Source organism: Tessaracoccus yangjingae, from assembly GCF_054483935.1.
Genome location: NZ_CM137014.1, coordinates 3,119,835 through 3,145,737 on the forward strand (window position 1 = coordinate 3,119,835; position 25,903 = coordinate 3,145,737).

A 25,903-nucleotide genomic window follows, 5' to 3' on the forward strand; every position below is an offset into this window, starting at 1 on the left:
TTGAGCCGATGGATGGGTTCGCGGCGCGGGTTGCGCTCGGGTCACGCGTGGGGCTGCCGTCGAACCCATCCATCGGCTCAACTTCTCCACATCGGCCGGTCGCAACTGTGGTGATGTCTGTCGGAGGGCGCCCCTAGGGTGGCGGCCATGTACCGCACCCTCGCCGTCGCCGGGTACCGCTCCCTGCGCGACCTGTCCGTCAGGCTCGGCCGTGTCACCGTCGTCACCGGGTCCAACGGGTCCGGCAAGTCGAGCCTGTACCGGTCGCTCAGGCTGCTGGCGGGCTGCGCGCTCGGGGATGCCGTCGGCTCGCTTGCCCGCGAGGGCGGCCTCAGCTCGGCGCTGTGGGCCGGGCCCGAGTCGCTGGCCGGCGCCCGCCGGGGGAACCCGGTGGAGGGCACGCGTCGCGCTGGTCCGGTGTCGCTGCGGCTGGGCATCGGCTCGGACGCGTTGTCCTATCTCATCGACCTCGGGCTGCCAGTACCGGGCAACTCGGCCTTCGACAGGGACCCCGAGATCAAGCGCGAGGCCGCCTGGGCCGGGCCCGTGATGCGCCCGGGCACCATGGTCGCCAAGCGCCTCCGGGCCTCCGCCCTGGTCCGCGACGACGGCCCATGGGCCGAGCTGCCGTTCACCTTCGCCCCGCACGCCTCGATGCTGGCGGACGTGCCCGAGCTGCGCCCCCTCCGCGACGACCTCGCCGCCTGGCGGTTCTACGACGCCCTCCGCACGGACGCCGACGCACCCTCCCGGCAGCCGCGCGTCGGCACCCGCACCTGGGCGCTCGCCTCCGACGGCTCGGACGTGGCCGCCGCGCTCCAGACCATCATCGAGCGCGGCAAAGAGCGGCTGCCCGAGTCCATCGCGGACGCGTTCCCAGGCAGCCGGATGGCGGTGGAGGTGCGCGACGGGGTGTTCGAGCTCACCCTCCAGCAGCCGGGGATGCTGCGCTCGCTGCGCGCCGCGGAGCTCTCCGACGGCACCCTGCGCTACCTCATGTGGCTGGCCGCCCTCCTGGCGCCGGTCCGGCCGCCGCTGATGGCGGTCAACGAGCCGGAGAACAGCCTGCACCCCAGCCTCATCCCGCCGCTCGCCCGGCTGATCGCCCGCGCGTCGGCGGACACGCAGATCGTCGTGGTCACGCACTCCCTCGCCCTCGTCGAGGAGCTCTCCGCCGCCGTCCCCGGGGAGGATCTGGAGGTGGTGGAGCTGCTGAAGGACCTGGGTGAGACGGTCGTCGAGGGGCAGGGGCTGCTCAGCCGGCCGCCGTGGGAGTGGGGCCGGCGGTGAGCGTCAGCGCCGGTTGACGACGACGGTGCCGAGGAGGATGTCGGTCAGCGCCCGGCGCTCGGCGCCGACCACCAGCGCGGGGATGACGAGGCACTTGAGCGCGGTGCGGACGACGGGGCGCCACCAGCCCAGCGGCTGGCCGTCCAACCGCGTGATGCCGATGCGCGCGATGAGCTGCCCGAACGAGCCGCCGGTGAGCGCGGTCAGGATGCTGGCCTCGACGAAGTAGACGGCCAGGATCATGAACGACTCCCACCCGGACCCGGTCATCACGTCGAACCCGAACAGGGCGATGGCCACGATCATGCTGGCGGCCCAGTCGCCGATCATGGCCGCGACCCTGGCGCGCCAGGAGGCCAGGGATCCGGCCCCGGACACGGGCAGGCCGATCGAGGAGCCGGGGTACTCAGCGGGGGTGGTGGTCACGGCCGCGAGCCTAGCAGCGGCCCGGGAGTCTGCCGTCGGCGAACGGTCTTGGCCGTTGCCGCAGCCGCATGACAGGGTGGAGCCATGCCTTTGCTCGTCGTTCGCCTGTGGGTGGACCTCTGCCGCGTCCAGGCCGGCGTCTGTCGCTGACCGCGCCCGTCCGGTCCCCCTCCCCCAGCAAAGGAAACGCAACCCCCATGTCCACAGCCACGTCCGAACGCGCCGTCGAGGCGGCGCCGCAGCCGCGCAAGCCCTTCTACACCCAGCTCAGCTTCCAGATCGTCGTCGGCCTCATCGTCGGCCTGATCCTCGGGCTGATCGCCGTGGCCATCGGCCCCGCCGGCGAGGAGCGCAACTGGCTGGCCACCCTCCTCTACGAGGTGGGCAACGCCTACGTCAGCCTGCTCACCCTCCTCGTGGTGCCGCTCGTCGTCACCGCCGTCATCTCCTCCATCGCCCGGCTCCGCGAGGTGGCCAACGCCGCCCGGCTCGCCGTCCAGACCCTGGTCTGGTTCGCGATCACCGCGTTCGCCAGCGTGGTCGTGGGTATCGCCGTCGGCCTCATCTCCGCACCCTGGCTCACCGCCGGCGTGAACGGCGAGGCGGCCGCCGAGCCCAGCCGCGTCGGCTCGTGGTCGGCGTTCCTGCTCGGCCTGATCCCCTCGAACTTCCTCGGACTGGGCGTGCGGGTCTCCGGCGACGCCGAGGCGGGCTTCACCGCCGCCGCGAACTTCTCCGTGCTCCAGGTCCTCCTCATCTCGATCCTCTTCGGCATCGCGGCGGTCAAGGTGGGCGACAAGGCCGCGCCGCTGGTGGGCTTCATGGAGTCGGCCCTGGCCGTCACCCAGAAGGTGCTGTGGTGGATCATCCGCCTCGCCCCCATCGGCACCGCCGCCCTCATCGGCAAGGCCGTGGCCACCTACGGGTGGAGCTCCCTGGCCTCCCTCGGGGCGTTCGTGGTGGCGCTCTACATCGGGCTCATCATCGTCTGGCTGGTGGTCTACCCCGCGATCCTCAAGCTGAACGGCCTCGGGGTCCGCCAGTTCTACCGCAACGTGTGGCCGGCCATCTCGCTCGGCTTCGTGACCCGCTCGTCGATGGGCACCATGCCGGTGACCGAGCAGGTGGTGGAGCGGAACCTCGGCGTGGCCCGCCAGTACGCGAGCTTCGCCGTGCCGCTGGGCGCCACCACCAAGATGGACGGCTGCGCGGCGGTGTTCCCGGCGCTCGCCGCGATCTTCGTGGCCCAGTTCTACGGCATCGACCTCAACGTCACCCACTACCTGCTCATCGCGTTCGTCGCCGTGCTGGGCTCGTCGGCCACCGCGGGCACCACCGGCGCGACGGTGATGCTCACGCTGACCCTGTCCACCCTCGGCCTGCCGCTGGCCGGGGTGGGCCTCCTGCTGGCGGTCGAGCCCATCGTCGACATGGGCCGCACCGCGCTCAACGTCACCGGCCAGGCGCTGGTGGCCGCGATCGTCGGCAAGCGCGAGGGCATCCTCGACCAGGACACCTACGACGCCGAGCCCGTGTTCAGCGCCTGATCCCACCCTCCGACGCCCCGCCCTCCCCCGAGGCGCGGGGCGTCGGCGCGTCTGCCCGCCCCCGGGCCCCCGACCACCAGGCCGGGAGTAGATTCCAGACCATGGCGCATCCAGCCGCAGAGGCCCGCGGCCTCGTCGTCCACCGGGCCAGGAACGAGATCCTGCACGGCGTGGACCTCACCCTTCCCCCCGGCTCCGTCACCGGACTCTTCGGCCCGTCCGGGTGCGGGAAGACCACCCTGATGCGCGCCATGGTGGGCGTGCAGCGGATCACGTCCGGCACCCTCACCCTGCTGGGGCTGCCCGCCGGGCACCCGCAGCTCCGCCGTCGCGTCTCGTACACCAGCCAGTCACTCAGCATCTACCGCGACATCTCGGTCCGCGCGAACGTGCTCCTGTTCGCCCGCCTGCACGGCATGCCCGACGCGCACGCCGACGAGGCCATCGCCTACGTGGAGCTGTCCCCGCTGGCCAACCGCCGCGTGGAGACGCTGTCGGGCGGGGAGGCGAGCCGGGCCTCGCTGGCGTGCGCCCTGGTCGGCCGGCCCGAGGTGCTGATCCTCGACGAGCCGACGGTGGGGCTGGACCCCCTGACCCGGGAGTCGCTCTGGGAGCACTTCCGGGCGCTGGCCCGCGGCGGGACCACGCTGCTGGTCTCGAGCCATGTGATGGACGAGGCCAGCCGCTGCGACTCCGTCCTGCTGATGCGCGACGGCCACTTCCTCGCCAGCGGCCCCATGGCCGACCTGCAGGCGGCCACCGGCGCCCCCACGCCCGAGGCGGCGTTCCTCACGCTCGTCCGACGGGAGGCGGCGGCATGAGCGCGCCCCTGCATGCCGGCGCCCCGATCGAGGTCGCCCCCGCGGCGGTCAGGCCGGCGCACGGCGCGGGCGCCCCGAGGCACGCCGTCGACCGCGGCCGGGTGGCACCGTTGGCCACCGTCGCCCGGATCCTCGCCCAGCTGCACGCCGACCCGCGCACCATCGGCCTGGTGATGTTCCTCCCCCTGGTGTTCATCTCGCTGCTGTACTTCGTGATGATCGATCTGCCGACCCCGCCCGGGCAGGACCCCGCGTTCGACCAGATCGGCCCCACGATGCTCGCGGTGCTGCCCATGATGCTGATGTTCCTGGTCACGTCCATCGCGATGCTGAGGGAGCGCACCACCGGCACGCTGGAACGGCTGCTCACCACGCCGCTCAGCCGCTGGAACCTGCTGTCCTCCTACGGCCTGGTGTTCGGCCTGCTCGGGGTGGCGCAGGCCTCCCTGCTGGCCACCTTCGTCCTAGGTGTCTACGGCGTGGACATCGAGGGTCCCATCTGGGCGTTGCTCGTCGTCGCGCTGCTCGACGCCCTGGTGGGGGTGTCCTTCGGGCTGCTGGCCAGCGCCTTCGCGCGCACAGAGTTCCAGGCCGTGCAGTTCATGCCGCTGTTCATCGGCCCGCAGATCTTCCTGTGCGGGCTGTTCGCCCCGGTCGACCACATGCCCGACGCGCTGGCGGCGTTCGCCCGCATCCTGCCCATGACGTGGGCCGCGGATGCCGTCCTGGACATCACCGCCAACGCTGAGGTGTCCTCGCAGACCTGGGTGGGCATCGGCCTGCTGGCCGCGCTCGTCGTGGGGATGCTCGTGCTGGCGTCCGCGTCGATGCCCCGGCAGACCCGCTGAGTCCCCCGGCCCGGTCCCGTCCGGAAAAGCTGTAACAGCGCTGTTACCTTCCGGCAACTGCCGGGCAAAGATCTACCCGTAGCGTGTGCCTCACCACATCGACACGTTAGGAATGACACGCCCATGTTCCAAGGCGCAGACGACCTGCTGGCTTACATCAAGGAAGAAGGCATCGAGACAGTCGACGTCCGCTTCTGCGACCTGCCCGGGGTCATGCAGCACTTCACCGTTCCGGCTTCAGCCTTCGGCCGCGAGGTCTTCGAGGACGGGCTCAACTTCGACGGCTCGTCGATCACGGGCTTCCAGAAGATCCACGAGTCGGACATGTCGCTGTTCCCCGACCCGACGACGGCCTACGTGGACCCGTTCCGCAAGTCGAAGACCATCAACGTCAACTTCTTCGTGCACGACCCGCTGACGAAGGAGCCCTACTCCCGCGACCCGCGCAACATCGCGCGCAAGGCGCAGGCGTTCCTCTCCTCCACCGGGATCGGCGACACCGCCTTCTTCGCCCCCGAGGCCGAGTTCTACGTGTTCGACGACATCCGCTTCGAGACCTCGTCGAACTCGTCGTACTACCACATCGACTCCGAGGCGGGCGCCTGGAACACGGGCCGTGTCGAGGACGGCGGCAACCGCGGCTACAAGGTCACCTACAAGGGCGGCTACTTCCCGGTTGCCCCCGTGGACCACTTCGGTGACCTCCGCGACGACATCGTGCGCCACATGGAGGCCGCGGGCCTCGAGGTCGAGCGCGCGCACCACGAGGTGGGCACCGCCGGCCAGGCCGAGATCAACTGGCGCTTCGACACGCTGCTGAAGTCCGCCGACGACGTGATGAAGTTCAAGTACCTCGTCAAGAACACCGCCTGGCAGGCCGGCAAGACCGCCACCTTCATGCCGAAGCCCATCTTCGGCGACAACGGCTCCGGCATGCACTGCCACCAGTCCATCTGGAACGAGGGCGTGCCGCTGTTCTACGACGAGAACGGCTACGCCGGCCTCTCCGACATGGCCCGCTACTACATCGGCGGCCTGCTCAAGCACGCCCCGGCGCTGCTGGCGTTCACCAACCCGTCGGTGAACTCCTACCACCGCCTGGTCCCCGGCTTCGAGGCCCCGGTCAACCTGGTCTACTCGCAGCGCAACCGCTCGGCCTGCATCCGCATCCCGATCACGGGCTCCAACCCGAAGGCCAAGCGCATCGAGTTCCGCTGCCCCGACCCGTCGTCGAACCCGTACCTGGCGTTCGCGGCCATGCTGCTCGCCGGCATCGACGGCATCCAGAACCGCATCGAGCCCATGGCCCCGATCGACAAGGACCTCTACGAGCTGCCCCCGGACGAGCACGCGCAGGTTCCCACCGTTCCCGGCTCGCTCGGCTCGGTGCTCGACGCCCTCGAGGCGGACCACGAGTTCCTCCTCGCCGGCGACGTGTTCACCCCGGACCTCATCGAGACGTGGATCGAGCTCAAGCGCGCCGAGATCCAGGCCATCGCGATGCGCCCCCACCCGCACGAGTTCGAGCTGTACTACGCGCTCTGAGCCCAGCCGAGACAGTGGCCCCCGTTCCTGCACCGCAGGGGCGGGGGCCACTGCCGTGTTTGGATGCACCCCCGGCATCAACCGTTCGACGGACCCCGCGACACTCCACTGCCTGAATCGCGTCCCTAGGATTGCCCCGTGTCAAAGACCCGTCTCGCGCGCATCCTCATCCCCGTCGCCCTCATCCTGATCTGGCTCACCGGCACTGCCGTGGGCGGCCCCTACTTCGGCCGCATCGAGGAGGTGGCCACGAACGACCAGGCCACCTTCCTCCCCACCAACGCCGAGGCCACCGTGGTGGGCGAGCGCTACCTGGACTTCGTCGACACCTCGACCATTCCGGCCATCGTGATCTTCACGTCGGACGAGGCGCTGACCCCGGATGACCTGACGGCGCTCGGCGAGAAGACCGCCTCCCTGGCCGACATCGAAGGGATCGAGAGCGTCTCGCCGCTGATCCCGTCCGAGGACGGCAAGGCCGCCCAGGCGTTCGCCGGCGTCGATTCCGACTCACCGATCGCCGAGGTGGTCGAGGAACTGCGCGCCGAGCTGGAGTCAGACCTGCCCGACGGCCTGACCCACTTCGTCACCGGCCCGGCCGGGTTCACCGCGGACATCACGGCGGCCTTCGGCGGCATCGACGGCCTGCTGTTGGCCGTGACACTGGCCGTGGTGCTGGTGATCCTGCTGGTGGTCTACCGCTCGCTCATCCTGCCGTTCGCCGTCCTGTTCACCAGCGTCTCGGCCCTCGCCGTCGCGCTTCTGGCGAACTGGTGGCTGGCCAAGGCAGAGATCGTCACCCTGACCGGGCAGACGCAGGGCATCCTGTTCATCCTCGTCATCGGCGCGGCCACGGACTACTCGCTGCTGTACACCGCGCGGTACGCGGAGGAGCTGAAGCGGCGCGCCTCGAAGGCTGACGCCACGCGCGCCGCACTCAAGGGCGTGATCGAGCCGGTGCTGGCCTCCGGCGGCACCGTCATCGCCGGCCTGATGTGCCTGCTGCTGAGCGACCTCGGCTCTAGCCGTTCGTTGGGCCCCGTCGCCGCGATCGGCATCGTGTTCGCGATGCTCGGCGCGCTCACGCTGCTGCCCAGCATGCTGTTCCTCATGGGCCGCGCCTCCTACTGGCCGCGCCGCCCCCGCTTCGACCCCAACCGCGGCGACGACGCCCAGATGACCACCGGCATCTACGCCAAGGCGGCCGGTCTGGTGTCGCGGCGTCCCCGCACGGTGTGGATCGTGTGCGCCATCGCCCTGGCGGCGGGCGCCGCGTTCGTGCCCACGCTGAAGGCCGACGGCGTGCCGCCGAGCGAGTTCGTGCTCGGCGCCTCGGAGGCCCGCGACGGCCAGGCGGCCCTCGCCGAGCACTTCCCCGCCGGCTCCGGCAGCCCGGCCCGCGTACTGACCGACGAGGACCGGCTCCAAGAGGTCACCGACCTCCTGCTGGCCAACGACGGCGTGGACTCGGTCTCCGTCGTCGCCGCCGACTCCCCTGCCGGCACCTCCCCCGTCACGGCCGACGGCATCCAGCCGCTCGGCCCGCCCGGGACGCCCGCCCCCGCCGCCACCGTCAGCGACGGCCAGGTCATGCTGCTCGCCACCCTGACGGACGCCGCCGACAGCGACGAGGCATCCGAGACGGTGCGCGACCTCCGCGCGGAGCTGGACGGCGCCGCCCAGATCGGCGGCGAGACCGCCACCAACGTCGACACCCGCGACACGTCCATCCGGGACCGCAACGTGATCATCCCGATCGTGCTCGTGGTGATCCTGGTGATCCTCATCATCCTGCTGCGCAGCATCCTGGCGCCCGTGCTGTTGATCCTCACCACCGTGCTGTCCTTCGGCACCGCCCTGGGCACCGCCGCGCTGGTGTTCAACCACGTGCTGAACCTGCCGGGCGCCGACCCGTCGGTGCCGCTCTACGGCTTCGTGTTCCTGGTGGCGCTGGGCATCGACTACAACATCTTCCTGATGACCCGGGTCAGGGAGGAGTCGCTGATCCACGGCACCCGCGAGGGCATCAAGCGCGGCCTGGCCGTCACCGGCGGCGTGATCACGTCGGCCGGCCTGGTGCTGGCCGCGACCTTCGCGGCCCTGGCCGTGCTGCCCATCCTGTTCCTGCTGCAGCTGGCCTTCATCGTGGCGTTCGGCGTACTCATCGACACCTTCCTGGTGCGCACGCTGCTGGTGCCGGCCCTGGCCTACGACATCGGCCCAGCTGTGTGGTGGCCGGCGAAGCTCAAGGCCGACCAGGAGCTGCGCGCTCAGGCCGACTGAACCTCGGCCCTCGCCGGCGGGTTCTCTCCCAGCCACTCCCACCCATGACGGCGGCTGCGCGCAGGGATGCGCGAGGTGCGCAGGAGGGTGGGTGACGGGAGGGCGGCTGGGCGCAGGGATGCCCAGCCCGAGGGGCACCCAGAGGAACCCGCCTGAAGCAGGCTTGAGCCAGGGCCGCCCTGCCGGCGCACGCCCGGAGGGGACCACGCCATAGGCAGACGAGTGACGGGAGACGTGAGACGAGGCCCGGGCGGCCTCAACTACCCGACCACAGCCCAGCACGCGGCCGACAAGCAGGCGGTGGACACGGGCCGCACGGGCCTCGACTCAGGGCTCCCGGCACCCGGAGCGGGAACCGCGACCCGGTCCATGGACAGGCGTACGTCGGTTGGTTTCGGCGCGGGCTGGGCCGCTTCGCGGCTCGGCCCGGCTCAACCCAAGTCGACACGCGCGGAGCCGCAGGCGGCTCGGCGCGGCTCAACCAGCGGGAAGGGCCGCCGAAGCTCAGAGCTCGACGAGGGTGCGGCCGTGGCGCTGTCCGGCGAGGAGGTCCTCACCGGCGGCGATCACGCCGTCGAGGCCGACCCGGGTGGTCATCGCGTCCAGCAGGTCCACGTCGACTCCCCGCGACAGCACACGCCAGGCGTCGGCACGGTCCTCCATGTCCGCCCACACCGAATCGATCCCCGCCAGCGTGACCCCGCGCAGGATGAACGGCAGCACGCTGGCCGGCAGCTCGGCGGAGCCCGCCAGCCCGCAGGCGGCGACCACCCCGTGGGGCTGGGTCTGCGCGATGGCGTTGGCGAGCGTCTGGCCGCCGACCGAGTCGATCACGCCGCCGTAGACGGCCTTCTGCATGGGGCGGCCCGGGTCCGCCAGGGCCTCGCGCGGCAGGACAGTGTCCGCCCCCAGCTCACGCAGGTAGTCGCCCAGCTCGTCTGGGCGCCCGGTGACCGCCGCGACCCCGAATCCCGCCGACGCCAACAGCATCGTCGCGATCGACCCCACGCCGCCCGTCGCCCCGGTCACCAGCACCGGCCCGGCGTCCGGGGTGACCCCCTCCATGACGAGCCGCAGCACGGCCAACGCGGCCGTGTAGCCGGCGGTGCCGAGGGCGGCCGCCCGCTCCGGGGTGAGCCCGTCGGGGATCCGGACGGCGAGGTCCGCGTCTGCGCGGGCGAGGTCGGCGTAACCACCGTGCCGGCTCTCGGACAGGCCGGCGCCGTTGAGGACGAGCCATTCGCCCGGGTTCCAGCGCTCGTCCGGCGACTCGACGACGCGGCCCACCAGGTCGATCCCCGCGATGAGCGGCCGCTGCCGCACCACCCCGGGCCTGCCGGTCACGGCCAGGGCGTCCTTGTAGTTGAGGTCGGAGTACACCACCTCGACGAGGACCCCCTCGTCGCTCAGCAGCTCCTCGCAGCCCTCCTCGAGGGCCACCCCGTCATCCCGCACCACGATTCCGCGCATGGCCACCACCCTAGGCGAGATCCACGTACGGGTTCGCCGGGGCCTGCCCGATGACGCCCACCTCGACGAGGAAGTCGGCCATCCGCCCGAACGCCGCGGTGTCGAGCGACACGTCGACCTTCCCGTCCCTGGTCCAGAGTCCTGTGGTCGCCTCCAGCACCTTCGCGGCGGACTCCCGCTGCGCTGGGTCGGCGAGCGCGGGCACCTGCTCGGCGGTGGCGTCCAGCGCGGCCTCCGGATCCGCGATCACGGCCTCCTGCGCCTCCCGCATGCCGGCCGCGACAGCCGCCAGCACGTCGTCGGACACCTCGGTGCCGACGGTGACGAGGCTCGGCCCCACCAGGCGCGGCGAGGCCGGATCCGAGATGGGGATCGAGATCACCTGCTCCCCCTGCGCCTGGAGCTGAACCAGCTCGTTGTTGCGGAAGCCCATGATGAAGTCCACCTGCCGGGCGGCCAGCGCCGAAAGCTGCGTGTAGCCGATGTCCATCAGCTTCACGTCCGCCTCGGTGAGCCCCGCCTCGTGCATCGCGGCCAGCGCCGCGTAGTAGCTGGACCCGAAGTGGCCGGGGATGCCGAGGCTCCGGCCGGCGAGCACCGCCAGGCCCTCCTCGGCCGAGAGGCCGAGTCCGGCGCCGCCCATCACCTCGAGCGGGTAGGTCTGGTAGCTGGTGGCGAACGTGCGCAGGTCCTGGCCGTTGGCCGCGGCCACCATGGCCTCGTCGGCGGAGGCGAACACGACGTGCTCCTCGCGGGCCAGCACGGCGCCGAACACGTCCTCCTGCTGGCCGTGGTGCCGCAGCGTCACGTCGAGCCCGTGCTTGGCGAACAGCCCCTCCTTCACGCCGAGGTAGAAGGCGCTGAACTGCACGTTGGGGATGTAGGTGAGGCCAACGGTGAGCACGCCGTCGGCGAGCATGCTCCCGCTGGGCGTGGGTGTGGGGGTGGCCTGCGGCCCGGCCGAGCAGGCGGCGAGTCCCGTGGCGCCGGCGACGGCGAGGCCGCCGAGGATGAGGGAACGTCGGGTGATCATGTGGATTCTCCTTGGAGTCGGGCGACCGCGGCGCGTTCTGCGACGTGGACGAGGCCGTGCAGGGTGAGGGAGGTGAGGCTGATCCAGGCGACGACGGCGAACAGCCCCGCCGTGTCGGCCGCCTCCCGGGTGAGGGTGAGGAGCGTGCCGAGGCCGGCTCCGCCCATCACGAGTTCGCCGACGACGGCGCCGGTCATGGTGAGCACCACGCCGCCGCGCACGCCGGCGAGGATGGCGGGCGCCGCCATGGGGCCCTCGACGTGCCACAGCCGCTGCCGGGCCGAGGCGCCGTCGAGGAGCGCGTTCTCGACCACGCGCATGTCGAGGGACCGGAGCCCCACGACGGTGGTGGTCACCATGGGGAAGAACGCGATGATGGCGCACAGCACGGCGATCGGCACGGTGCCGTAGCCGATCCACAGCACCAGCAGCGGCGCGATGGCCACGAGCGGGACGGTCTGCGAGACGGCGACGAACGGCTCGATCACCGCTGCCAGCAGCCGCGAGTGCGTGATCACGATCCCCAGCGGGATGGCCACGGCGACGGCGAGGACTGCGCCGAGCAGCGCGGCACCCAGGGTGGGCGCCAGGTAGCGCCACGCCACGCCGGTGGTGGCCTGGGTGACCATGCGCGAGACGACGTCGACCGGGTTGGGCAGGTACAGGGGGGCGATCAGGCCGGTGGCGGTGACGCCCCACCAGAGGAGCAGCACGACGGCGAACGCCGCCAGCGTGGTCTTCCACCGCCCAGCGGTGGGCCTGGTGCGGGCGGGGTAGGCGGACCACACGCCGAGATGCGCGAGTGTGCGCGCCCGCCGCCGCTCCTGGATGGTCATCGTCCCGGTCCTTCAGTCAGGTCCGGGGTACGCGCAGGGACGACGGCATGAAATGCGCGCACGGAGACGTGCGCGCGCCGTCGCACACGCGTGTTCCTCCCATCCAGACTCTGACTGTCGGTCTCGGAGTTCCACCGAGTCAACCCTTTGGCCCAGCTGGGCCGCGGGGGTCGCGGACTATCACCGCCGGTTCGGACTTACACCGACCCCGGAACACGTTTGCGTCGATGGTAGCACCACGCTCGCGGGCGGCTTTCAGCCCTTCCAGAACACGGAGCCCACCACGTCCGAGGCGCGGCGCATCAGGCGGCGGGTGTCGTCGACCAGCTGCGACGACTCCCTGGGGCCGTAGCCGAGCAGCACCGAGGTCGCGGCCAGCTCGCGGACATCCGACGGGAGGGCGTCGCTCGCACGGCCGCGCACGAGCATGATCGCGTCGCGCAGCCGGCTCGCCCGCACCCAGGCCTCCTCCAGCCGGACGGCCTGCGCCTCCTCCAGCAGCTCGAGCCGGGCCAGCAGGCGCAGGGCCCCCAGGGTGGAGGTGGTCCGCAGCCCGGGGTGCGCGTGCGCGTGCTGCAGCTGCAGCAGCTGGATGGTCCACTCGACATCGGACAGGCCGCCGGGGCCCAGCTTGAGGTGCCGGTCCCGGGGCACCCCCTTGGGTATCCGCTCGGTCTCCATCCGCGACTTCAGCTTGCGGATCTCGGTGACCTGCTCGGGCCTCAGCCCGCCGACGGGGTAGCGGAAGCCGGTCAGGCCGTCCAGCACCTCCTCCGCCAGCCGCAGCTCCCCAGCGCCCGGCCGGGCGCGCAGCAGCATCTGCGCCTCCCACGTGGAGGCCCACTTGGCGTAGTAGGTGGCGTACGAGGAGACGGTGCGCACCTGCGGCCCGCCCTTGCCCTCGGGGCGGAGGTCGGTGTCGACCACCAGCGCCGGGTCGGGGCCGGGCTTGCCGATGATGTCGGCGAGGTGCCGCACCAGCTCCGTGGCACGCGTGAGGTCCTCGCCCTCGACGCCGTCGGGGACCACGAACATGCAGTCGGCGTCCGAGGAGTACGACATCTCGCGGCCGCCCCACCGTCCCAGGGCGATGACGCCAACCTCGGGGGCATCCACCCGGCGGCGCGCGAGGACCAGGCCGGCGTCGATGGTGGCCGAGGCCAGGTCGCTGAGCGCCACCTCCACGGTGGCGAGGTCGGCGTCGCCGAGGACGTCGCTCAGCGCGATCCGGCAGAGCTCGGCCCTCCGCAGCGCGCGCACCGACGCGATGGCCTTGTCGAGGTCGTCCTGGCGGCTGGCCGCCCGGCCCATCGCCTCGGTCAGCTCCTCGGCCGCGCGGGGACGGAGCTCGTCGTTGCCGGCCAGCATGTGGATGTGGTGCGGCGCCCGCTTGAGCAGGTTCACCACGTAGCGGCTCGACGACGCGATCCGGGCCAGCCGGTGCGCCATGTAGCCCTCGTCGCGCAGCGCCCGCAGGTACCAGGCGCTGCTGCCCAGCGCCTCGGAGAGCTGCCGGAAGGAGAGGAGGCCGAAGTCCGGGTTGGGGCCCTCGGCGAACCACTCGAGCATCGCCGGGAGCAGCTGGCGCTGGATCTCGGCGCCGCGGTCCGTCCCGCGGGTGAGCGCCTGGATGTGTCCGAGGGCAGCCTGGGGGTCGGCGAACCCGAGGGCCCGCATCCGGGTCTTGGCGGCGTCGGGGGTGAGCTTGAGGCCGTCGGTGGGCACGTGGCTGACCGCGTCGAGCAGGGGCGAGAAGAAGATCCGCTGCTGCAGCCGCCGGACGCGGCGGGTGGAGTCCCGCCACCGCGCCTGCAGCTCCTCGCCGCTGAGGCCGAGGGAACGGGCGATGTGGCGCACGGCCAGCTCGTCGTCGGGCACCAGGTGGGTTCGCCGCAGCCGCCTCAGTTGGACCCTGTGCTCCAGCACCCGCTGGAACCGGTAGGCGGCCGCCATCTCCGCTCCGTCGGCGCGCCCGATGTAGCCGCTCCCCACCAGCGCCGTCAGACCGGTGAAGGTGCCCCGGACCCTGAGCCGCTCGTCGGCCCTGCCGTGCACGAGCTGCAGGAGCTGCACGGAGAACTCGGTGTCGCGGAGGCCGCCCGAGCCGAGCTTGATCTCCTTGTCGGCCTGCTTGGCCGGGATCAGCGAGATCACCCGCTCGCGCATGGCGCGGACCTCGGCGAGGAACTCGGGCCGCTCCCCTGCCTGCCACACCATCGGCCACACCATGTCGACGAAGTCCTGGCCGAGCGCCTGGTCACCGGCGGCGGGCCTGGCCTTCAGCATGGCCTGGAACTCCCAGTTCTTCGCCCACTTCTCGTAGTAGGTGCGGCAGCTCGCCAGCGTCCGCACCAGCGGGCCCGCCTTGCCCTCGGGCCGGAGCGCCGCGTCGACCTGCCAGATGGTGCCCTCGGCGGTGTGCGCGGAGCACAGCCGCGCCTGCGCGGCCGCCAGCCTGGTGGCCACGGTCAACGCCTCGTCGGCGCCGACGCCCTCGGCCGGCTCGGCGATGTAGATCACGTCGACGTCGGAGATGTAGTTGAGCTCCTGCGCCCCGGTCTTGCCGAGCGCGAGGACGGCCAGCCGGGCCTTCTCCCACCCCGGCACCTCGGCGCGCGCGTGCGCCAGCGACATCTCGAGCACCGCGTCGGCCACGTGCGCGAGCTCCTCCGCCACCTCGTCGGCGAGGGCCAGGGAGTCCGGCGCGGTGAGGTCGCGCACGGCGATCTCGACGAGCGCCACCCGGTTCGCCAGCCTGAGCGCGTCCGCGGGTCCGCGCGCCACACCGTCCTCCAGCCCCACTCGGGCCGCGAAGAACTCCTGCCAGCCGGCGCGGCCCCGGCGGCGGGGCGGCTCCCGGAGGGCCTCGATCTCCTCGGGATGCCGCACCAGGGTCTGGGCGAGCGCCGTCGATCCGCCCAGCACCATGACGAGGCGGTGCAGCCAGCCCTCGTCGACGGCGACGCGGGCGATCAGGTGGGGCGCGGCCTCGGCGATGCGGTCCAGTGAGTGGAGGGCGAGGTCGCGGTCCGCCACGGGCTCGAACACGTCGAGGTCCACCGGCGGCTCGCCGTCGATCCGCTGCTGCCACCGCTCCCAGACACGCGCGCTGGCCGTCGCGGAGTCGAATCCGCGCCGGGCGAACTCGCCGGTCTGCGACTGGTACCTGGTCACCCGCTCAGAGTATCGACGCCCGGCCCGGCGCGCGGGCGTCACCCGCAGGCGGCTCGGCGCACTCGGAACCGGAGGCCGGCGCCTCCGCCGCGGGAGGCGCGTCCAGGCACTGGTTATCCTGGGGCCACCATGTTCAAGCCCACCCCGACGGTCGTCGCGGCACTGCGGGAGCGCCTCGGCCCCGATCCTTCGCTCGACGCCGAACTGTCCAGGCGCCGGCCGGACCTCACCGGGCTCCTGCTGCGCGCCGCCGCAGACCCCGCCCCCCTCGGCCGCGACCTCACCGCCGCGGTCTGCCGGGCGGGATGCGGGCTGCTGGGCGAGCGGCATCCGGGGGCGTCGATCGAGGTGCGGGTCCCCCCGTTCGCGGCGGTCCAGATCGGCTTCGACACCGGGCCCAGGCACACGCGGGGCACCCCGCCCAACGTGGTGGAGATGACCCCCGACACGTTCGTGGGCCTCGCCGTCGGGCGCATCCCGTGGGACGAGGCCCCGCTCAGCGCCTCAGGCGTGCACGCCGACGAGGCGGCCCGCGCCTTCCCCCTCTAGCCGCGACACCGACGGCCCGCGTCACATCACGCGGATGTGGCGCTCCAGCTCCCACGGCGTGACCTGCTTGCGGTAGGCGGAGAACTCCTCATGCTTGTTGCGCAGGAAGTACTCGAAGACGTGCTCGCCGAGGGTCTCGGCCACCAGCTCGCTGTCCTCCATCAGGCGCAGCGCCTCGTCGAGGTTGCGGGGCAGCTCCTGGATCCCGATGGCCTGGCGCTCGCGGTCCGTGAGACGCCACACCTCGTCCTCGGTCTCCTCCGGGAGCTCGTACTCCTCCTCGATGCCCTTGAGCCCGGCGTTGAGCAGCACGGCGTAGGCGAGGTAGGGGTTGACCGCCGCATCGACGGCCCGGTACTCGATGCGCGCCGACGACGTCTTGCCCGGGGTGAACTGCGGGATCCGGATGAGCGCCGACCGGTTGGCGCGCCCCCAGCACGCGTACGACGGTGCCTCGCCGCCGCCCACCAGGCGCTTGTAGGAGTTGACCCACTGGTTGGTGACCGCGGTGATCTCCGGCGCGTGCCGCATGAGGCCCGCGATGAACTGCTTGGCGGTCTTCGACAGGTTGTACTCGTCCGAGGCGTCGTAGAAGGCGTTGGTGTCGCCCTCGAAGAGCGACATGTGCGTGTGCATGCCGGAGCCCGCGTGCTCGGAGAACGGCTTGGGCATGAACGACGCGTGGATCCCCTGGCTGACCGCCACCTCGCGGATCACCACCCGGAAGGTCATCACGTTGTCCGCCATGGTCAGCGCGTCCGCGTAGCGCAGGTCGATCTCGTGCTGCCCGGGCGCAGCCTCGTGGTGGCTGAACTCCACCGAGATGCCCATCTGCTCCAGCATGGTGATGGCGTCGCGGCGGAAGTCGGTGCCGTCGCCCAGGGTGGTGTGGTCGAAGTATCCGCCGTCGTCCAGGGGCACCGGCGGGGTGAGCGAGCGGAGCAGGAAGAACTCGATCTCGGGATGGATGTAGAACGTGAAGCCCATCTGCCCGGCCTTCTGCAGCGCGCGCTTGAGCACGTAGCGGGGATCGGCGAAGCTCGGGGAGCCGTCGGGCAGCTTGATGTCGCACAGCATCCTGGCCGTGGACCGGCCGGCCTGCCGCCAGGGCAGCACCTGATACGTCGACGGGTCAGGGTGCGCCACCATGTCCGACTCGAAGACGCGCGCGAAGCCCTCGATGGCCGAGCCGTCGAAGCCCACGCCCTCGGAGATGGCGCCCTCCACCTCGGCGGGGGCGATGGCGACGGACTTCAGCGAGCCCAGCACGTCGGTGAACCAGAGCCTGACGAACCGGATCCCCCGCTCCTCCATCGAACGCAGGACGAACTCAGTCTGCCTATCCATGGCGCCCAGTCTGCCCGCACTTTGTTTCAGCCGCATGACGAACCGCGCGGAAACAGCCCACCGCGCCCGCTCCCGCGGCGGCGCCCGGGCGGGGCCGCCCGCCCGGGCCCGCGCGCGGGTGGATACCGCCTGACCAGCGCCTACTATTGGCCCATGGCAGAGCCCGGCTGGTACGCAGACCCGACGGCGCCGCAGGGCCGGCGCTACTGGGACGGGCAGCGCTGGATGGAGACCGGGCACTCCCCCCGCAGGGGGCCGGGCGCGGCGCTGTGGCTGCTGATCGCCCTGGTGGTCATCGGCGGGGTCATCGCGGCCATCATCATGTTCCCCGCCGGGTCCAACCCCTTCGCCGCCACCCCCGAGGACAACCGCTCCGCCCGCCCCACCGGCACCCAGTGGAACGAGCTGGTGCCCACCGAGACGCCCAGCCCCACGCCCATCGAGACCGGCTTCGGGCAGCCCATCGAGTGCCCCACCGCAGACGACTACCCGCGCAGCGAGATCCGCGACGGGCGGCTGCACGGCGGAGGGCTGTCGATCGAGCCGCCGTCAGGCTCGCGCTGGGAACAGAACTCCGCGTGGATCGACTGGCTCTACGAGTCCAACGGCATGACCCGAGACATCGCCCTCGGGTGGATGAGCAACGTCAACGTCGGCTACATCAAGGTCTCCGACGGGTTCTCGCCGGTGATGAGCACCGCCGCCGAGCAGTTCGTCACCTGCATGGCCTCCTCCGGCATGTTCCTGGGCTTCGAGCGGCGCGAGCTGCTCATCAACGAGGACTACGTGGTCTCGGACCGGATCGGATGGCGGCTGACGTCCAACATCTTCGTCGGCAACATGGCGGACCAGGACATCGAGGGCGACGTGGTGGACATCATCCTGGTGCCCACAGACGACAAGGACCGCTTCGCCGTCTACGTCTCGTGCGTGACCATCGGCCACGACGAGAACCGGGCCGAGGTGGACGTGTCGCTCAACTCCCTGCGCTTCGACGGGTAGCCGGGCCTTACGTAGACTTGACCACTGTGAACCCAGTGACCCCGCACGACATCACCCCCCAGCGCGACGTGCCGCGCAGCATCCCCCGCCCCGAGTACGTGGGCCGGCCCGCGCCGAAGCGCTACACGGGCTCACACGTGCAGCCGCCCGAGGTGATCGAGAAGATGCGGGTGGCGGGCCGGATCGCGGCGGAGGCCATGTACGAGGCCGCCAAGGCCATCGCCCCCGGGGTCACCACCGACGCGCTCGACGCCGTCGCGCACGAGTACATGCTGGACCACGGCGCCTACCCGTCGGCGCTCGGCTACCGCGGCTTCCCGAAGTCCATCTGCACCTCCGTCAACGAGGTGGTCTGCCACGGCATCCCGGACCTGCGCCCGTTGGAGGACGGGGACCTGGTCAAGATCGACGTGACCGCCTTCAAGGACGGCGTGCACGGGGACAACTGCGGCACCTTCTTCTGCGGCGACGTCGACGAGGAGTCCCGGCTCCTCACCGAGCGCACGCAGGAGGCGCTCAACCGCGCCATCAAGGCGGTCCGCCCGGGGCGCCCGATCTCCGTCATCGGGCGCGTGATCGAGTCCTACGCCAAGCGGTTCGGCTACGGGGTGGTGCGGGACTACACCGGCCACGGGGTGCACACCACGTTCCATTCGGGCCTGGTGATCCTGCACTACGACGAGCCGCGGATGGACACCGTCATGCAGCCCGGCATGACCTTCACCATCGAGCCCATGCTCACCCTGGGCACGCACGAGACCGACCAGTGGGACGACGACTGGACCGTGGTCACCACGGACAGGTCGCGCGTGGCGCAGTGGGAGCACAGCCTGGTGGTCACCGAGACCGGCGCCGAGGTCCTGACCCTCCCGGGTTGGGCCGCATGAGCGTGCGCCACGTCTCCAGCCGTCTGGAGGTCGCCGTCGGCGCGCCGGCGGACCTGGTGTTCTCCGTCGCCGTCAGCACCGACTATCCGGAGGTCGAGGAGACGCTCACGTTCCGCGCCGGCGACGACGAGGTGGAGGCCGAGGAACTGATCGCCCCCTCCGGGAGCCGCCTGCACCGCCTGCGCGGTGTCCCCGTCGGCCCCCTGACGGTGGACTACACGGCAGACGTCCTCGCGCCGGCGCCCGAGTCGCCCATGCAGGGCATCGACGAGATCCTCTACACCCGGCCCTCGCGGTACTGCGACTCGGACAGGCTGGCCAACCTCAGCCACACGCACTTCGCGGGCCTGACCGGGTTCGAGCTGATGAGCGCGGTCACGCAGTGGGTGCGCACCAAGGTGATCTACCGTCCGGGCTCCAGCCGCGTCGTCGACGGCGCCCTCGAGACATACCTCAGCCGGGCCGGCGTCTGCCGCGACTCCGCCCACCTGGTGGTCGCCTTCCTCCGGGGCGTGAACATGCCCGCGCGCCTGGTGTCGGTCTACGCGCCCGGCCTGGTGCCGATGGACTTCCACGCCGTCGTCGAGGCCTACTGGAACGGCACCTGGTACCTGCTGGACGCCACCGGGCTCGCGCCCCGCACGTCGATGGTGCGCATCTGCACCGGCCGCGACGCCGCGGACACCGCGTTCATGACCACGCTGGCGGGCCGCACCACGCTCAGCCGCCTCACGGTGGACGCGACGGTGGACGGGGACCTGCCCTACGACGACAACTTCAGCTTCAGGACGCTCACCTGAGGGGCCTCGTCGCCGTCCATGGGTAGCACGTCCACGCCCACCGACAGCCTCGACGTGGCGGCCTCGGTCACGATCACGCCGCGGAGCGGGCTGACGTCGGCGAAGTCGCGGCCCCACGCGGTGACGATGTAGCGGGAGTCCGCGAACTGCCCGTTCGTGGGGTCCACGTCCACCCAGGTGCCGTTGGGCGCCAGCACGGAGATCCAGGCGTGGGACGCGTCCGCCCCCTCCAGCTTGGCCTGACCGGGCGCCGACACCGTCTCGATGTAGCCCGAGACGTAGCGGGCGGGCACCCCCAGGGACCGCAGGATGGCGATCCCCAGGTGGGCGAAGTCCTGGCACACGCCGGCCCGCAGCTTGAGCAGCTCGTCGACGGTGGTGCGCACGGACGTGACGCCCGGCCGGTAGGCGAAGTCGCGGCGGATGCCCATCGTCAGCTCCACGAGCGCCTCCCCGAAGCCCAGGCCGGGCGCGAGGATCGTCTCGGCGTAGGAGGCCAGCTTCTCCCGCGACGCCACGGCCACGTGCTTCGACGGCAGGGCGAACATCGCCCGGTCGAGCCGGAACGCGGCGTTGCCCACCGTGGCGCGCTGCGCCGAGGCGAGCGTCCACTGGTTGAGCGACTCCACGTCCACCTCGGGCCAGGCCACGTCGACGATGGCCTCCTTGACCACGTCGAGGTGCGTGTGGGGGTAGTGGATCTCCAGGTAGTGGCTGGTGTTGCCGAACCGGTCCACGTGCTCGGTCTGGAGCAGGGGATGGGGCAGCACCTGGGTGCCGTGGGCGCGGACCCGCTGCGAGGCGGTGTCGCGCGGGGTGAGGAACCCCCGCTCGTAGCACAGCGTCACGGCCTCGGGGTACTCGTAGCTGGTGCGGTGCTTGACGAAGTAGCGACGGGGCGCCAGGTTCTCCGGGAGTTGCCTCATGCGTCCTCCCCCAGCATCGTCCCCGCGCTCCACTCGCTGAGCGTGGCGCGCCGCGGGGCGGACCGGGTGAGGTGCCTCCGCGTGAGCTCGTCGGAGACGGCCCGCAGCTCCGACAGCTCGGTCCGGGCGAAGCCCGCCACCAGGGCCCGGGGGCCGGCGAACAGCCCCACGACGTCCGCGCTGACGAACACCGCGACAAGGTCCGCGGCGCGGGCGGCCAGCTCCTCGTCGCCGATCAGCCGCAGGTCCTCGACGAGCCGGTCGAGCTGGTAGGCCACCGAGCGGGGGTTGGAGCGGTCGCAGATGAGCAGCTGGGTGGCGGCTAGGGCGGGCCTGCGCGGGCCCTCGCCCGAGGCGGACCTGCGGCGCTGCGTGATGAGGGATTCGCCCATCTCGAGGACGGCGTCGGCGAGCTGGTTTTCCACGACGGCGGCCCGGTCCGCGCCGAGGGTGTGCTCGACGACGGCCAGCATCCGCTGGGCCCGCTCGATCCTGACGCCGGCGTCGACGAAGGCCCAGGTCACGTCGCGGGTGAGGCTCTCGTTGTTGATGCCGGCGATTGCCAGGGTGCCGGCCACCAGGTCGTCGAGCACGCCGGCGAGGTCGCGGCGCCTGCCTGCCTCGCCGAGGAGCCTGCTGAGCTGGCTGAGCACGTGCCAGAGGTCGCCGGACATGATGTCTGGCACCTCCTGGGCGGCCTCGGTCAGGCGGCGGACGGCGTGCGCGACGGATCCGCGGGCGGAGCCGTCGACCACGGCGGGGCGCAACCGCTTCAGCGCACCGCCCACGTCGCGGCTGGACAGGTCCAGGTCGGTGATCCCCTCCCCCGCCGCCAGCACGGCGGCGAGGACCTGACCGCCGCGCGAGGCGGGGCTGCGGCCGTGGTCGTGCGCGAGGTCGACGGCGAGGCGAAGCAGCCGCACGGTGCCGTCGGCGCGCTCGGTGTAGCGCCCGAACCAGTAGAGGTTGTCCGCGACACGCGGGGCCAGGGTGGCGACGCGCTGGATGGCGATGGGGCCGCCGTCGAACGTGGGGGTCCAGGTCTCCTGCACGTCCTCCGGGTCCAGCACCCAGACGTCCTTGGTGAGGGCCCCGCTCATGGTAGTGATCCGGAACCGGTCGTCGCGGGCCACGCGGGCGAGCCCGCCGGCGAGGATCTCGTGGGAGTGGTCCACCTGGGCCGCGAAGCAGCGCAGCACCACGCGCCGGGGCTCGAGGGCGTCGTCGGTGACCACCGGCGTGGTGGAGAGGTCCAGCGGGTCCTGGCCGCACCAGGCCCAGGGCTCCGCCGCGATGCGGGCGGCGAGCTGGTCCTTCTGCGCCGCCGCCAGCTCCCACCCCGCGAGGGTCGCGGCGCCGAGGCCGCGGCTCAGGGGCTTGAGCAGCATGGTGTCAAGGTTGGCCAGGACGTGGCTGCGCTGCGCGTCGTCTCCGCACCACCACGTCTGTGCCGAGGGCAGGAGCAGCTCCTCCCCCAGCAGCTGCGGCGCGAGCGCGGGCAGGAGGCCGAGGAGCGCCGGGTTCTCCAGCACGCCGCTGCCGAGCGGGTTGAGGCTGGCGACGTTGCCCAGCCTGGTGGCCTCCAGCAGGCCCGCCACACCGAGCTGGGAGTCGCTGCGGAACTCCAGGGGGTCGCACAGGTTCGAGTCGACGCGGCGGAGGATGACGTCGACCAGCGCCCTGCCCTCGGGCGAGTTGACCCACACCTGCCCGTCGCGGAGCACGAGGTCTTCGGCCTCCACCAGCGCGTAGCCGAGGAGGGTGGCGAGGAAGCCCTGCTCGTAGGCGGTCTCGCCGCCCGCGCCGGCCCACAGGAGCACGCCCTTGGGGGTGTGTCCGGCCCGCGGGGCCAGCTGCTGGAGGCCGGCGCGCATCGCGGAGAAGTAGCTGCGCAGCCGCGCGGGCCGGGCGTCGTGGTGGAGGTCCGCCATCACCCGCGACGTCAGCCGCCGGTTGGCCATGACGTAGCCCATGCCCGACGGAGCGTCGGTGCGGTCTGCCAGGACGGTCCAGGCTCCGGTGCTGTCGCGGCCGAGGTCGACGGCGGCCAGCGGCAGCCAGGCGTGCCCGGGCATGTGGATGCCGCTGGCCTGGTGCAGGAACCCCTGGTGGCCCCAGACGATCTCCGCGGGCAGTGCGCCGGAGGACAGCAGGCGTTGTTCGCCGTAGAGGTCGCGCAGCACCAGCCCAAGGAGGCGGGTGCGCTGCTTCAGTCCGGCTTCGAGGGCGTCCCATTCGTCGGCGCCGAGGATCAGAGGGAGGGGGTCGACCACCCAGCTCCGCCGCGACTCGCCGCCGTAGAGGATGCCCTCGTCCTCGACGAGGCGCTGGATCTCGCGGCCCGCGGCCTGCAGCCCAGGCAGGCCGAGCGACTCGATCGCGCCGTGCAGCAGCAGCTGGTCCGGCCGGGCCCCGGAGGTCAGCTCGTCCCAGCCGCCCGCCGCCCGACGGCGGTAGTCCGCCAGCTCGGTGGTGGGTGCTGCCTCCGCTGTCACACGGCAACCCTAGTGGCTGCCGGGCGGGGCGGGAACCTGCGGTGGTGGCGGACGAGTCGGCCGGTAAGCCGGATTCTGTCGACGGATGATCATCTATCTAGGCCCACCGTCGCCGGTGGGCTCGTGCGACCTACCCGGGCGCCTCGCGCGAGCAGCGCTCAAGTGGCGTCCGCGGCCGGCCTGGGCCGGCCTTCTTGGTCTTGCTCCGAGTGGGGTTTACCGAGCCGCTCCGGTCACCCGGAGCGCTGGTGGTCTCTTACACCACCGTTTCACCCTTACCTGTCTCCAGGCGGTCTGTTTTCTGTGGCACTGTCCCGCGGGTCACCCCGGGTGGGCGTTACCCACCACTCTGCTCTGTGGAGTCCGGACTTTCCTCAGCCACCGAAGTGGCCGCGATCATCTGGCCGACTCGTCCGCCCACCATCCTAGCGCGGGGATCAGTTCGGCCGCGACAGCACCACCTTGCCGGACCTCACGTCCACTTTGTCGACGCGGACCCGGATCTCGGAGCCCACCTCCTTCTGGGACGCCTTGACCCGCAGCTCGACGGCGGGGTCCGGCACCTGCACCGTGCCCATGCCCGTCTTGGGGTGGACGTCGGTGACCACGCCCACCAGGATCCGGCCCACGTCGGCGCGCAGCACCAGCGCCTCGGCGAGGTCCAGCACGCCGTTCTCGTAGGCCCGCGCCACCCGCCCGGACTCGGCCATCTCGGCCGGCAGCGCGTGCAGGCCGTCGCGGGCCCATCCCGGCACCTCGAGCCCGTTGAGGAGGCTGTGGCACACCTCGAGGACGTAGCGGTCGACGAGGCGGCGCAGCGGCGCCGTGGTGTGCGCGTACGGGGCGGCGAGCGCCGAGTGCTCGAGGTGGGCGTCCGGGACCTCGCCGTCGAAGGCGAGGTAGCCGGCGCCGCGGAACAGCATGGTGCACCGGGTGAGCACGGCCAGCTCGCGCGGGTTGTCCGGGGAGAGCGACCGCACGAACTCGGGGTAGCTCATCGACTGGGGCCAGGGCACGCCCAGGGTTCCCGCCGCGCGGCGGAGCTTCTCCAGCGACCAGTCCTCGGCGGGGGGCAGGGTCCGCAGGATGCCGATCCCGCCGTCGAGCATGATGCGGGCCGCGGCGAAGCCGGTCAGCAGGGAGATCTGGGCATTGTGGTCCTCCACCGGGACCATGTGCCGGAACTCCAGCTCCCATGAGCCGTCGTGCTCCACGATCTCCTGCTCGGGCAGGTTGAGCGAGACGCCGCCGCGTTCGATCTCGAGGCGACGGCGGAGCTCCCCCACCTCGGGCAGCAGCGCGACGCTGGGATGCGGCTCGCCGCGGTCCAGGTCGCGCTGCACGCCGTCGTAGTTGAGCTTGGCCCGGCTCAGCACCATGGCCCTGGTGAGGGAGACGTCGATGAGCTGCCCGGACGCGTCGAGGCGGTGCTCCCAGAGCATCGCGGGGCGTGGGGCGCCGTCGGCCAGGAGCGACGCCGCGCCCTCGGCCAGCACCGCCGGGTGCAGCGGCACGCGGGCGCTGGGGGCGTAGAGCGTCTGCCCGCGCCGGTGCGTCTCGGCCTCCAGCGCGGTGCCCGGGCGCACGAAGTGGGCCACGTCGGAGATGGCATAGCGCACGAGGTATCCGTCGCCGTCGCGCTCGATCTGGAGGGCCTGGTCCAGGTCGGTCGAGCTGGCCGGGTCGATGGTGACGAACTCGATGTCGGTGCGGTCGACGTGTGCCGAGGGCGGAAGCTGGGCGGTCACCTCGGCCTCGGCGAGCACCTCGTGGGGGAAGGACCGGGGCAGGTCCAGCCGCTTCTGCAGCGTGATCAGCGCCTCGCGCACCTCGGCCGGGATATCGCGGATGTCAAGGTGCGTCGAGGGCATCAGAGACCGGACTCCTCGGTGCGCACCAGTATCCGGTCGCACTCGGCGCAGCGCAGCACCATGTTCGCCGGCGCCCGGCGGTAGGTGTCGAGGTCGGAGACGTTCAGCTGGAGCTGGCAGCCGCTGCAGCGTCCCGCCTTCAGCGCCGCGGCGCCCAGGCCGGAGGACGCCCGGTACTTCTCGTAGACCGCCAGCAGCGGGGCGGGCACCAAGGCCGCGATGGGCGCGCGGGTCACGCTCAGGTCCTTGGCCTCCTGGCTGAGGCGGGCCACCTGCTCGTCGCGGAGGGCCACCTCGCTGCGCAGGCGCGTCTCGATCTCCGTCTTGCGGGCCGCGATGCGGTCGCGGCGGGCCGCCGCGTCCTCCAGGCGGGCCATGCACTCCAGCTCGTCGTCCTCGAGGTCGGAGATCCGGCGCTTGAGGTGCTCCACCTCGTCATGCAGCGAGCGCAGGATCTTGCCGTCCGTGACCGAGCCGTCGACGATGCGCCTCTCGTCGCGCTCGAGGCGGGCGCGCACCGGCGCAAGGTCCGCCTCGGCCTTGGCCACCGCCACCTGCAGGTCGTCCACCTCGGTCACCGCGAAGATGAGCTCGTCGGTGGCCTGCTGCCGGGAGGCCATCAGCTCGGCGATGGCCTTGTGCTGCGGCAGCGACCTGGCCGTGTGCTGGACCCTTGCCACCTCGGCATCGAGATCCGCGAGCGTGAGCAGCGTGCGTTGATCGACAGGGTCAGCGAGCATCGGACGGTCCTTA

20 protein-coding genes, 1 other RNA gene and 1 riboswitch are annotated in these 25,903 nt (G+C 71.8%); of the genes, 10 read left to right on the forward strand and 11 right to left on the reverse strand.

Going from position 1 to position 25,903, the window contains the following annotated elements:
* Window positions 1–147: 147 nt before the first annotated feature.
* A complete protein-coding gene (locus ACX1D3_RS14105; RefSeq protein ID WP_458994451.1) occupies window positions 148–1,290 on the forward strand; it encodes an AAA family ATPase in 1,143 nt (380 codons plus the stop codon).
* Window positions 1,291–1,293: 3 nt separating this feature from the next.
* Here ACX1D3_RS14105 and ACX1D3_RS14110 read toward each other — a convergent pair whose 3' ends face one another.
* Entirely contained in the window at window positions 1,294–1,716 is a 423-nt protein-coding gene (locus tag ACX1D3_RS14110; RefSeq protein ID WP_458994452.1) for an RDD family protein, read from the reverse strand.
* Between the two features lie 197 nt (window positions 1,717–1,913).
* Between ACX1D3_RS14110 and ACX1D3_RS14115 the strand changes: the two genes are divergently transcribed.
* The 5 genes from ACX1D3_RS14115 to ACX1D3_RS14135 all read left to right on the forward strand — a co-directional run bounded on the left by ACX1D3_RS14115 (window position 1,914) and on the right by ACX1D3_RS14135 (window position 8,760).
* Window positions 1,914–3,263 carry a dicarboxylate/amino acid:cation symporter gene (locus ACX1D3_RS14115; RefSeq protein ID WP_458994453.1) on the forward strand — a complete coding sequence of 450 codons (1,350 nt, stop codon included), beginning with the start codon at window positions 1,914–1,916 and terminating at the stop codon, window positions 3,261–3,263.
* Window positions 3,264–3,364: 101 nt separating this feature from the next.
* Window positions 3,365–4,084 carry an ABC transporter ATP-binding protein gene (locus ACX1D3_RS14120; protein WP_458994454.1) on the forward strand — a complete coding sequence of 240 codons (720 nt, stop codon included), beginning with the start codon at window positions 3,365–3,367 and terminating at the stop codon, window positions 4,082–4,084.
* The gene (locus ACX1D3_RS14125; protein WP_458994455.1) at window positions 4,081–4,932 is read left to right on the forward strand and encodes an ABC transporter permease; all 852 of its coding nucleotides are present in this window, start codon (window positions 4,081–4,083) and stop codon (window positions 4,930–4,932) included. Before ACX1D3_RS14120 ends, ACX1D3_RS14125 begins: the two co-directional genes overlap by 4 nt.
* A gap of 123 nt (window positions 4,933–5,055) precedes the next feature.
* Window positions 5,056–6,477, forward strand: coding sequence for a type I glutamate--ammonia ligase (gene glnA, locus ACX1D3_RS14130; protein ID WP_458994456.1), 1,422 nt, complete (start codon window positions 5,056–5,058; stop codon window positions 6,475–6,477).
* A gap of 138 nt (window positions 6,478–6,615) precedes the next feature.
* Entirely contained in the window at window positions 6,616–8,760 is a 2,145-nt protein-coding gene (locus tag ACX1D3_RS14135) for an MMPL family transporter (protein ID WP_458994457.1), read from the forward strand.
* A 504-nt stretch (window positions 8,761–9,264) separates the two neighbouring features.
* Here the strand turns inward: ACX1D3_RS14135 and ACX1D3_RS14140 are convergent.
* From ACX1D3_RS14140 to ACX1D3_RS14155, 4 genes are all read right to left on the reverse strand, one after another.
* Window positions 9,265–10,230: an MDR family oxidoreductase gene (locus ACX1D3_RS14140; protein ID WP_458994458.1), complete on the reverse strand. Its 966-nt coding sequence runs from the start codon at window positions 10,228–10,230 to the stop codon at window positions 9,265–9,267.
* Between the two features lie 10 nt (window positions 10,231–10,240).
* On the reverse strand, window positions 10,241–11,263 hold the full coding sequence (locus ACX1D3_RS14145; RefSeq protein ID WP_458994459.1) for an ABC transporter substrate-binding protein: 1,023 nt from the start codon (window positions 11,261–11,263) through the stop codon (window positions 10,241–10,243).
* The gene (locus ACX1D3_RS14150; RefSeq protein WP_458994460.1) at window positions 11,260–12,099 is read right to left on the reverse strand and encodes an ABC transporter permease; all 840 of its coding nucleotides are present in this window, start codon (window positions 12,097–12,099) and stop codon (window positions 11,260–11,262) included. Before ACX1D3_RS14150 ends, ACX1D3_RS14145 begins: the two co-directional genes overlap by 4 nt.
* An 87-nt stretch (window positions 12,100–12,186) precedes the next feature.
* A riboswitch (FMN riboswitch) is annotated at window positions 12,187–12,319 on the reverse strand.
* Window positions 12,320–12,354: 35 nt separating this feature from the next.
* The gene (locus ACX1D3_RS14155) at window positions 12,355–15,273 is read right to left on the reverse strand and encodes a bifunctional [glutamine synthetase] adenylyltransferase/[glutamine synthetase]-adenylyl-L-tyrosine phosphorylase (RefSeq protein WP_458994461.1); all 2,919 of its coding nucleotides are present in this window, start codon (window positions 15,271–15,273) and stop codon (window positions 12,355–12,357) included.
* 129 nt (window positions 15,274–15,402) lie between these two features.
* Here ACX1D3_RS14155 and ACX1D3_RS14160 point away from each other — a divergent pair, with 129 nt between their 5' ends.
* The gene (locus tag ACX1D3_RS14160) at window positions 15,403–15,822 is read left to right on the forward strand and encodes a sterol carrier family protein (RefSeq protein WP_458994462.1); all 420 of its coding nucleotides are present in this window, start codon (window positions 15,403–15,405) and stop codon (window positions 15,820–15,822) included.
* Window positions 15,823–15,843: 21 nt separating this feature from the next.
* On the opposite strand, the gene ACX1D3_RS14165 is transcribed toward ACX1D3_RS14160, so the two are convergent.
* Entirely contained in the window at window positions 15,844–17,136 is a 1,293-nt protein-coding gene (locus tag ACX1D3_RS14165) for a glutamine synthetase family protein (RefSeq protein WP_458996565.1), read from the reverse strand.
* Between the two features lie 186 nt (window positions 17,137–17,322).
* On the opposite strand from ACX1D3_RS14165, the gene ACX1D3_RS14170 reads away from it, so the two are divergent.
* From ACX1D3_RS14170 to ACX1D3_RS14180, 3 genes are read left to right on the forward strand one after another with little or no spacing between them, the layout of a single operon-like run.
* The gene (locus ACX1D3_RS14170; protein WP_458994463.1) at window positions 17,323–18,171 is read left to right on the forward strand and encodes a DUF2510 domain-containing protein; all 849 of its coding nucleotides are present in this window, start codon (window positions 17,323–17,325) and stop codon (window positions 18,169–18,171) included.
* A 26-nt stretch (window positions 18,172–18,197) separates the two neighbouring features.
* Window positions 18,198–19,058 (forward strand): type I methionyl aminopeptidase, encoded by an 861-nt coding sequence (gene map, locus ACX1D3_RS14175; protein WP_458994464.1) that lies wholly within the window; start codon window positions 18,198–18,200, stop codon window positions 19,056–19,058.
* Complete coding sequence (locus tag ACX1D3_RS14180; RefSeq protein ID WP_458994465.1) at window positions 19,055–19,858, forward strand: transglutaminase-like domain-containing protein; 804 nt, start codon at window positions 19,055–19,057, stop codon at window positions 19,856–19,858. The genes map and ACX1D3_RS14180 overlap by 4 nt, the downstream gene beginning before the upstream one ends.
* Here the strand turns inward: ACX1D3_RS14180 and ACX1D3_RS14185 are convergent.
* The 5 genes from ACX1D3_RS14185 to ACX1D3_RS14205 form a co-directional block, all read right to left on the reverse strand.
* The gene (locus ACX1D3_RS14185) at window positions 19,822–20,784 is read right to left on the reverse strand and encodes a transglutaminase family protein (protein WP_458994466.1); all 963 of its coding nucleotides are present in this window, start codon (window positions 20,782–20,784) and stop codon (window positions 19,822–19,824) included. The two genes, ACX1D3_RS14180 and ACX1D3_RS14185, sit on opposite strands and share 37 nt — an antisense overlap.
* Window positions 20,781–23,279 carry a circularly permuted type 2 ATP-grasp protein gene (locus ACX1D3_RS14190; protein ID WP_458994467.1) on the reverse strand — a complete coding sequence of 833 codons (2,499 nt, stop codon included), beginning with the start codon at window positions 23,277–23,279 and terminating at the stop codon, window positions 20,781–20,783. The genes ACX1D3_RS14185 and ACX1D3_RS14190 overlap by 4 nt, the downstream gene beginning before the upstream one ends.
* A gap of 48 nt (window positions 23,280–23,327) precedes the next feature.
* Window positions 23,328–23,691: RNase P RNA component class A (rnpB, locus tag ACX1D3_RS14195), an RNA gene on the reverse strand.
* Between the two features lie 25 nt (window positions 23,692–23,716).
* Window positions 23,717–25,150, reverse strand: a complete 1,434-nt coding sequence (locus ACX1D3_RS14200) for an RNB domain-containing ribonuclease (protein ID WP_458994468.1) — start codon at window positions 25,148–25,150, stop codon at window positions 23,717–23,719.
* Entirely contained in the window at window positions 25,150–25,890 is a 741-nt protein-coding gene (locus tag ACX1D3_RS14205) for a zinc ribbon domain-containing protein (protein ID WP_458994469.1), read from the reverse strand. Before ACX1D3_RS14205 ends, ACX1D3_RS14200 begins: the two co-directional genes overlap by 1 nt.
* Window positions 25,891–25,903: the final 13 nt, after the last annotated feature.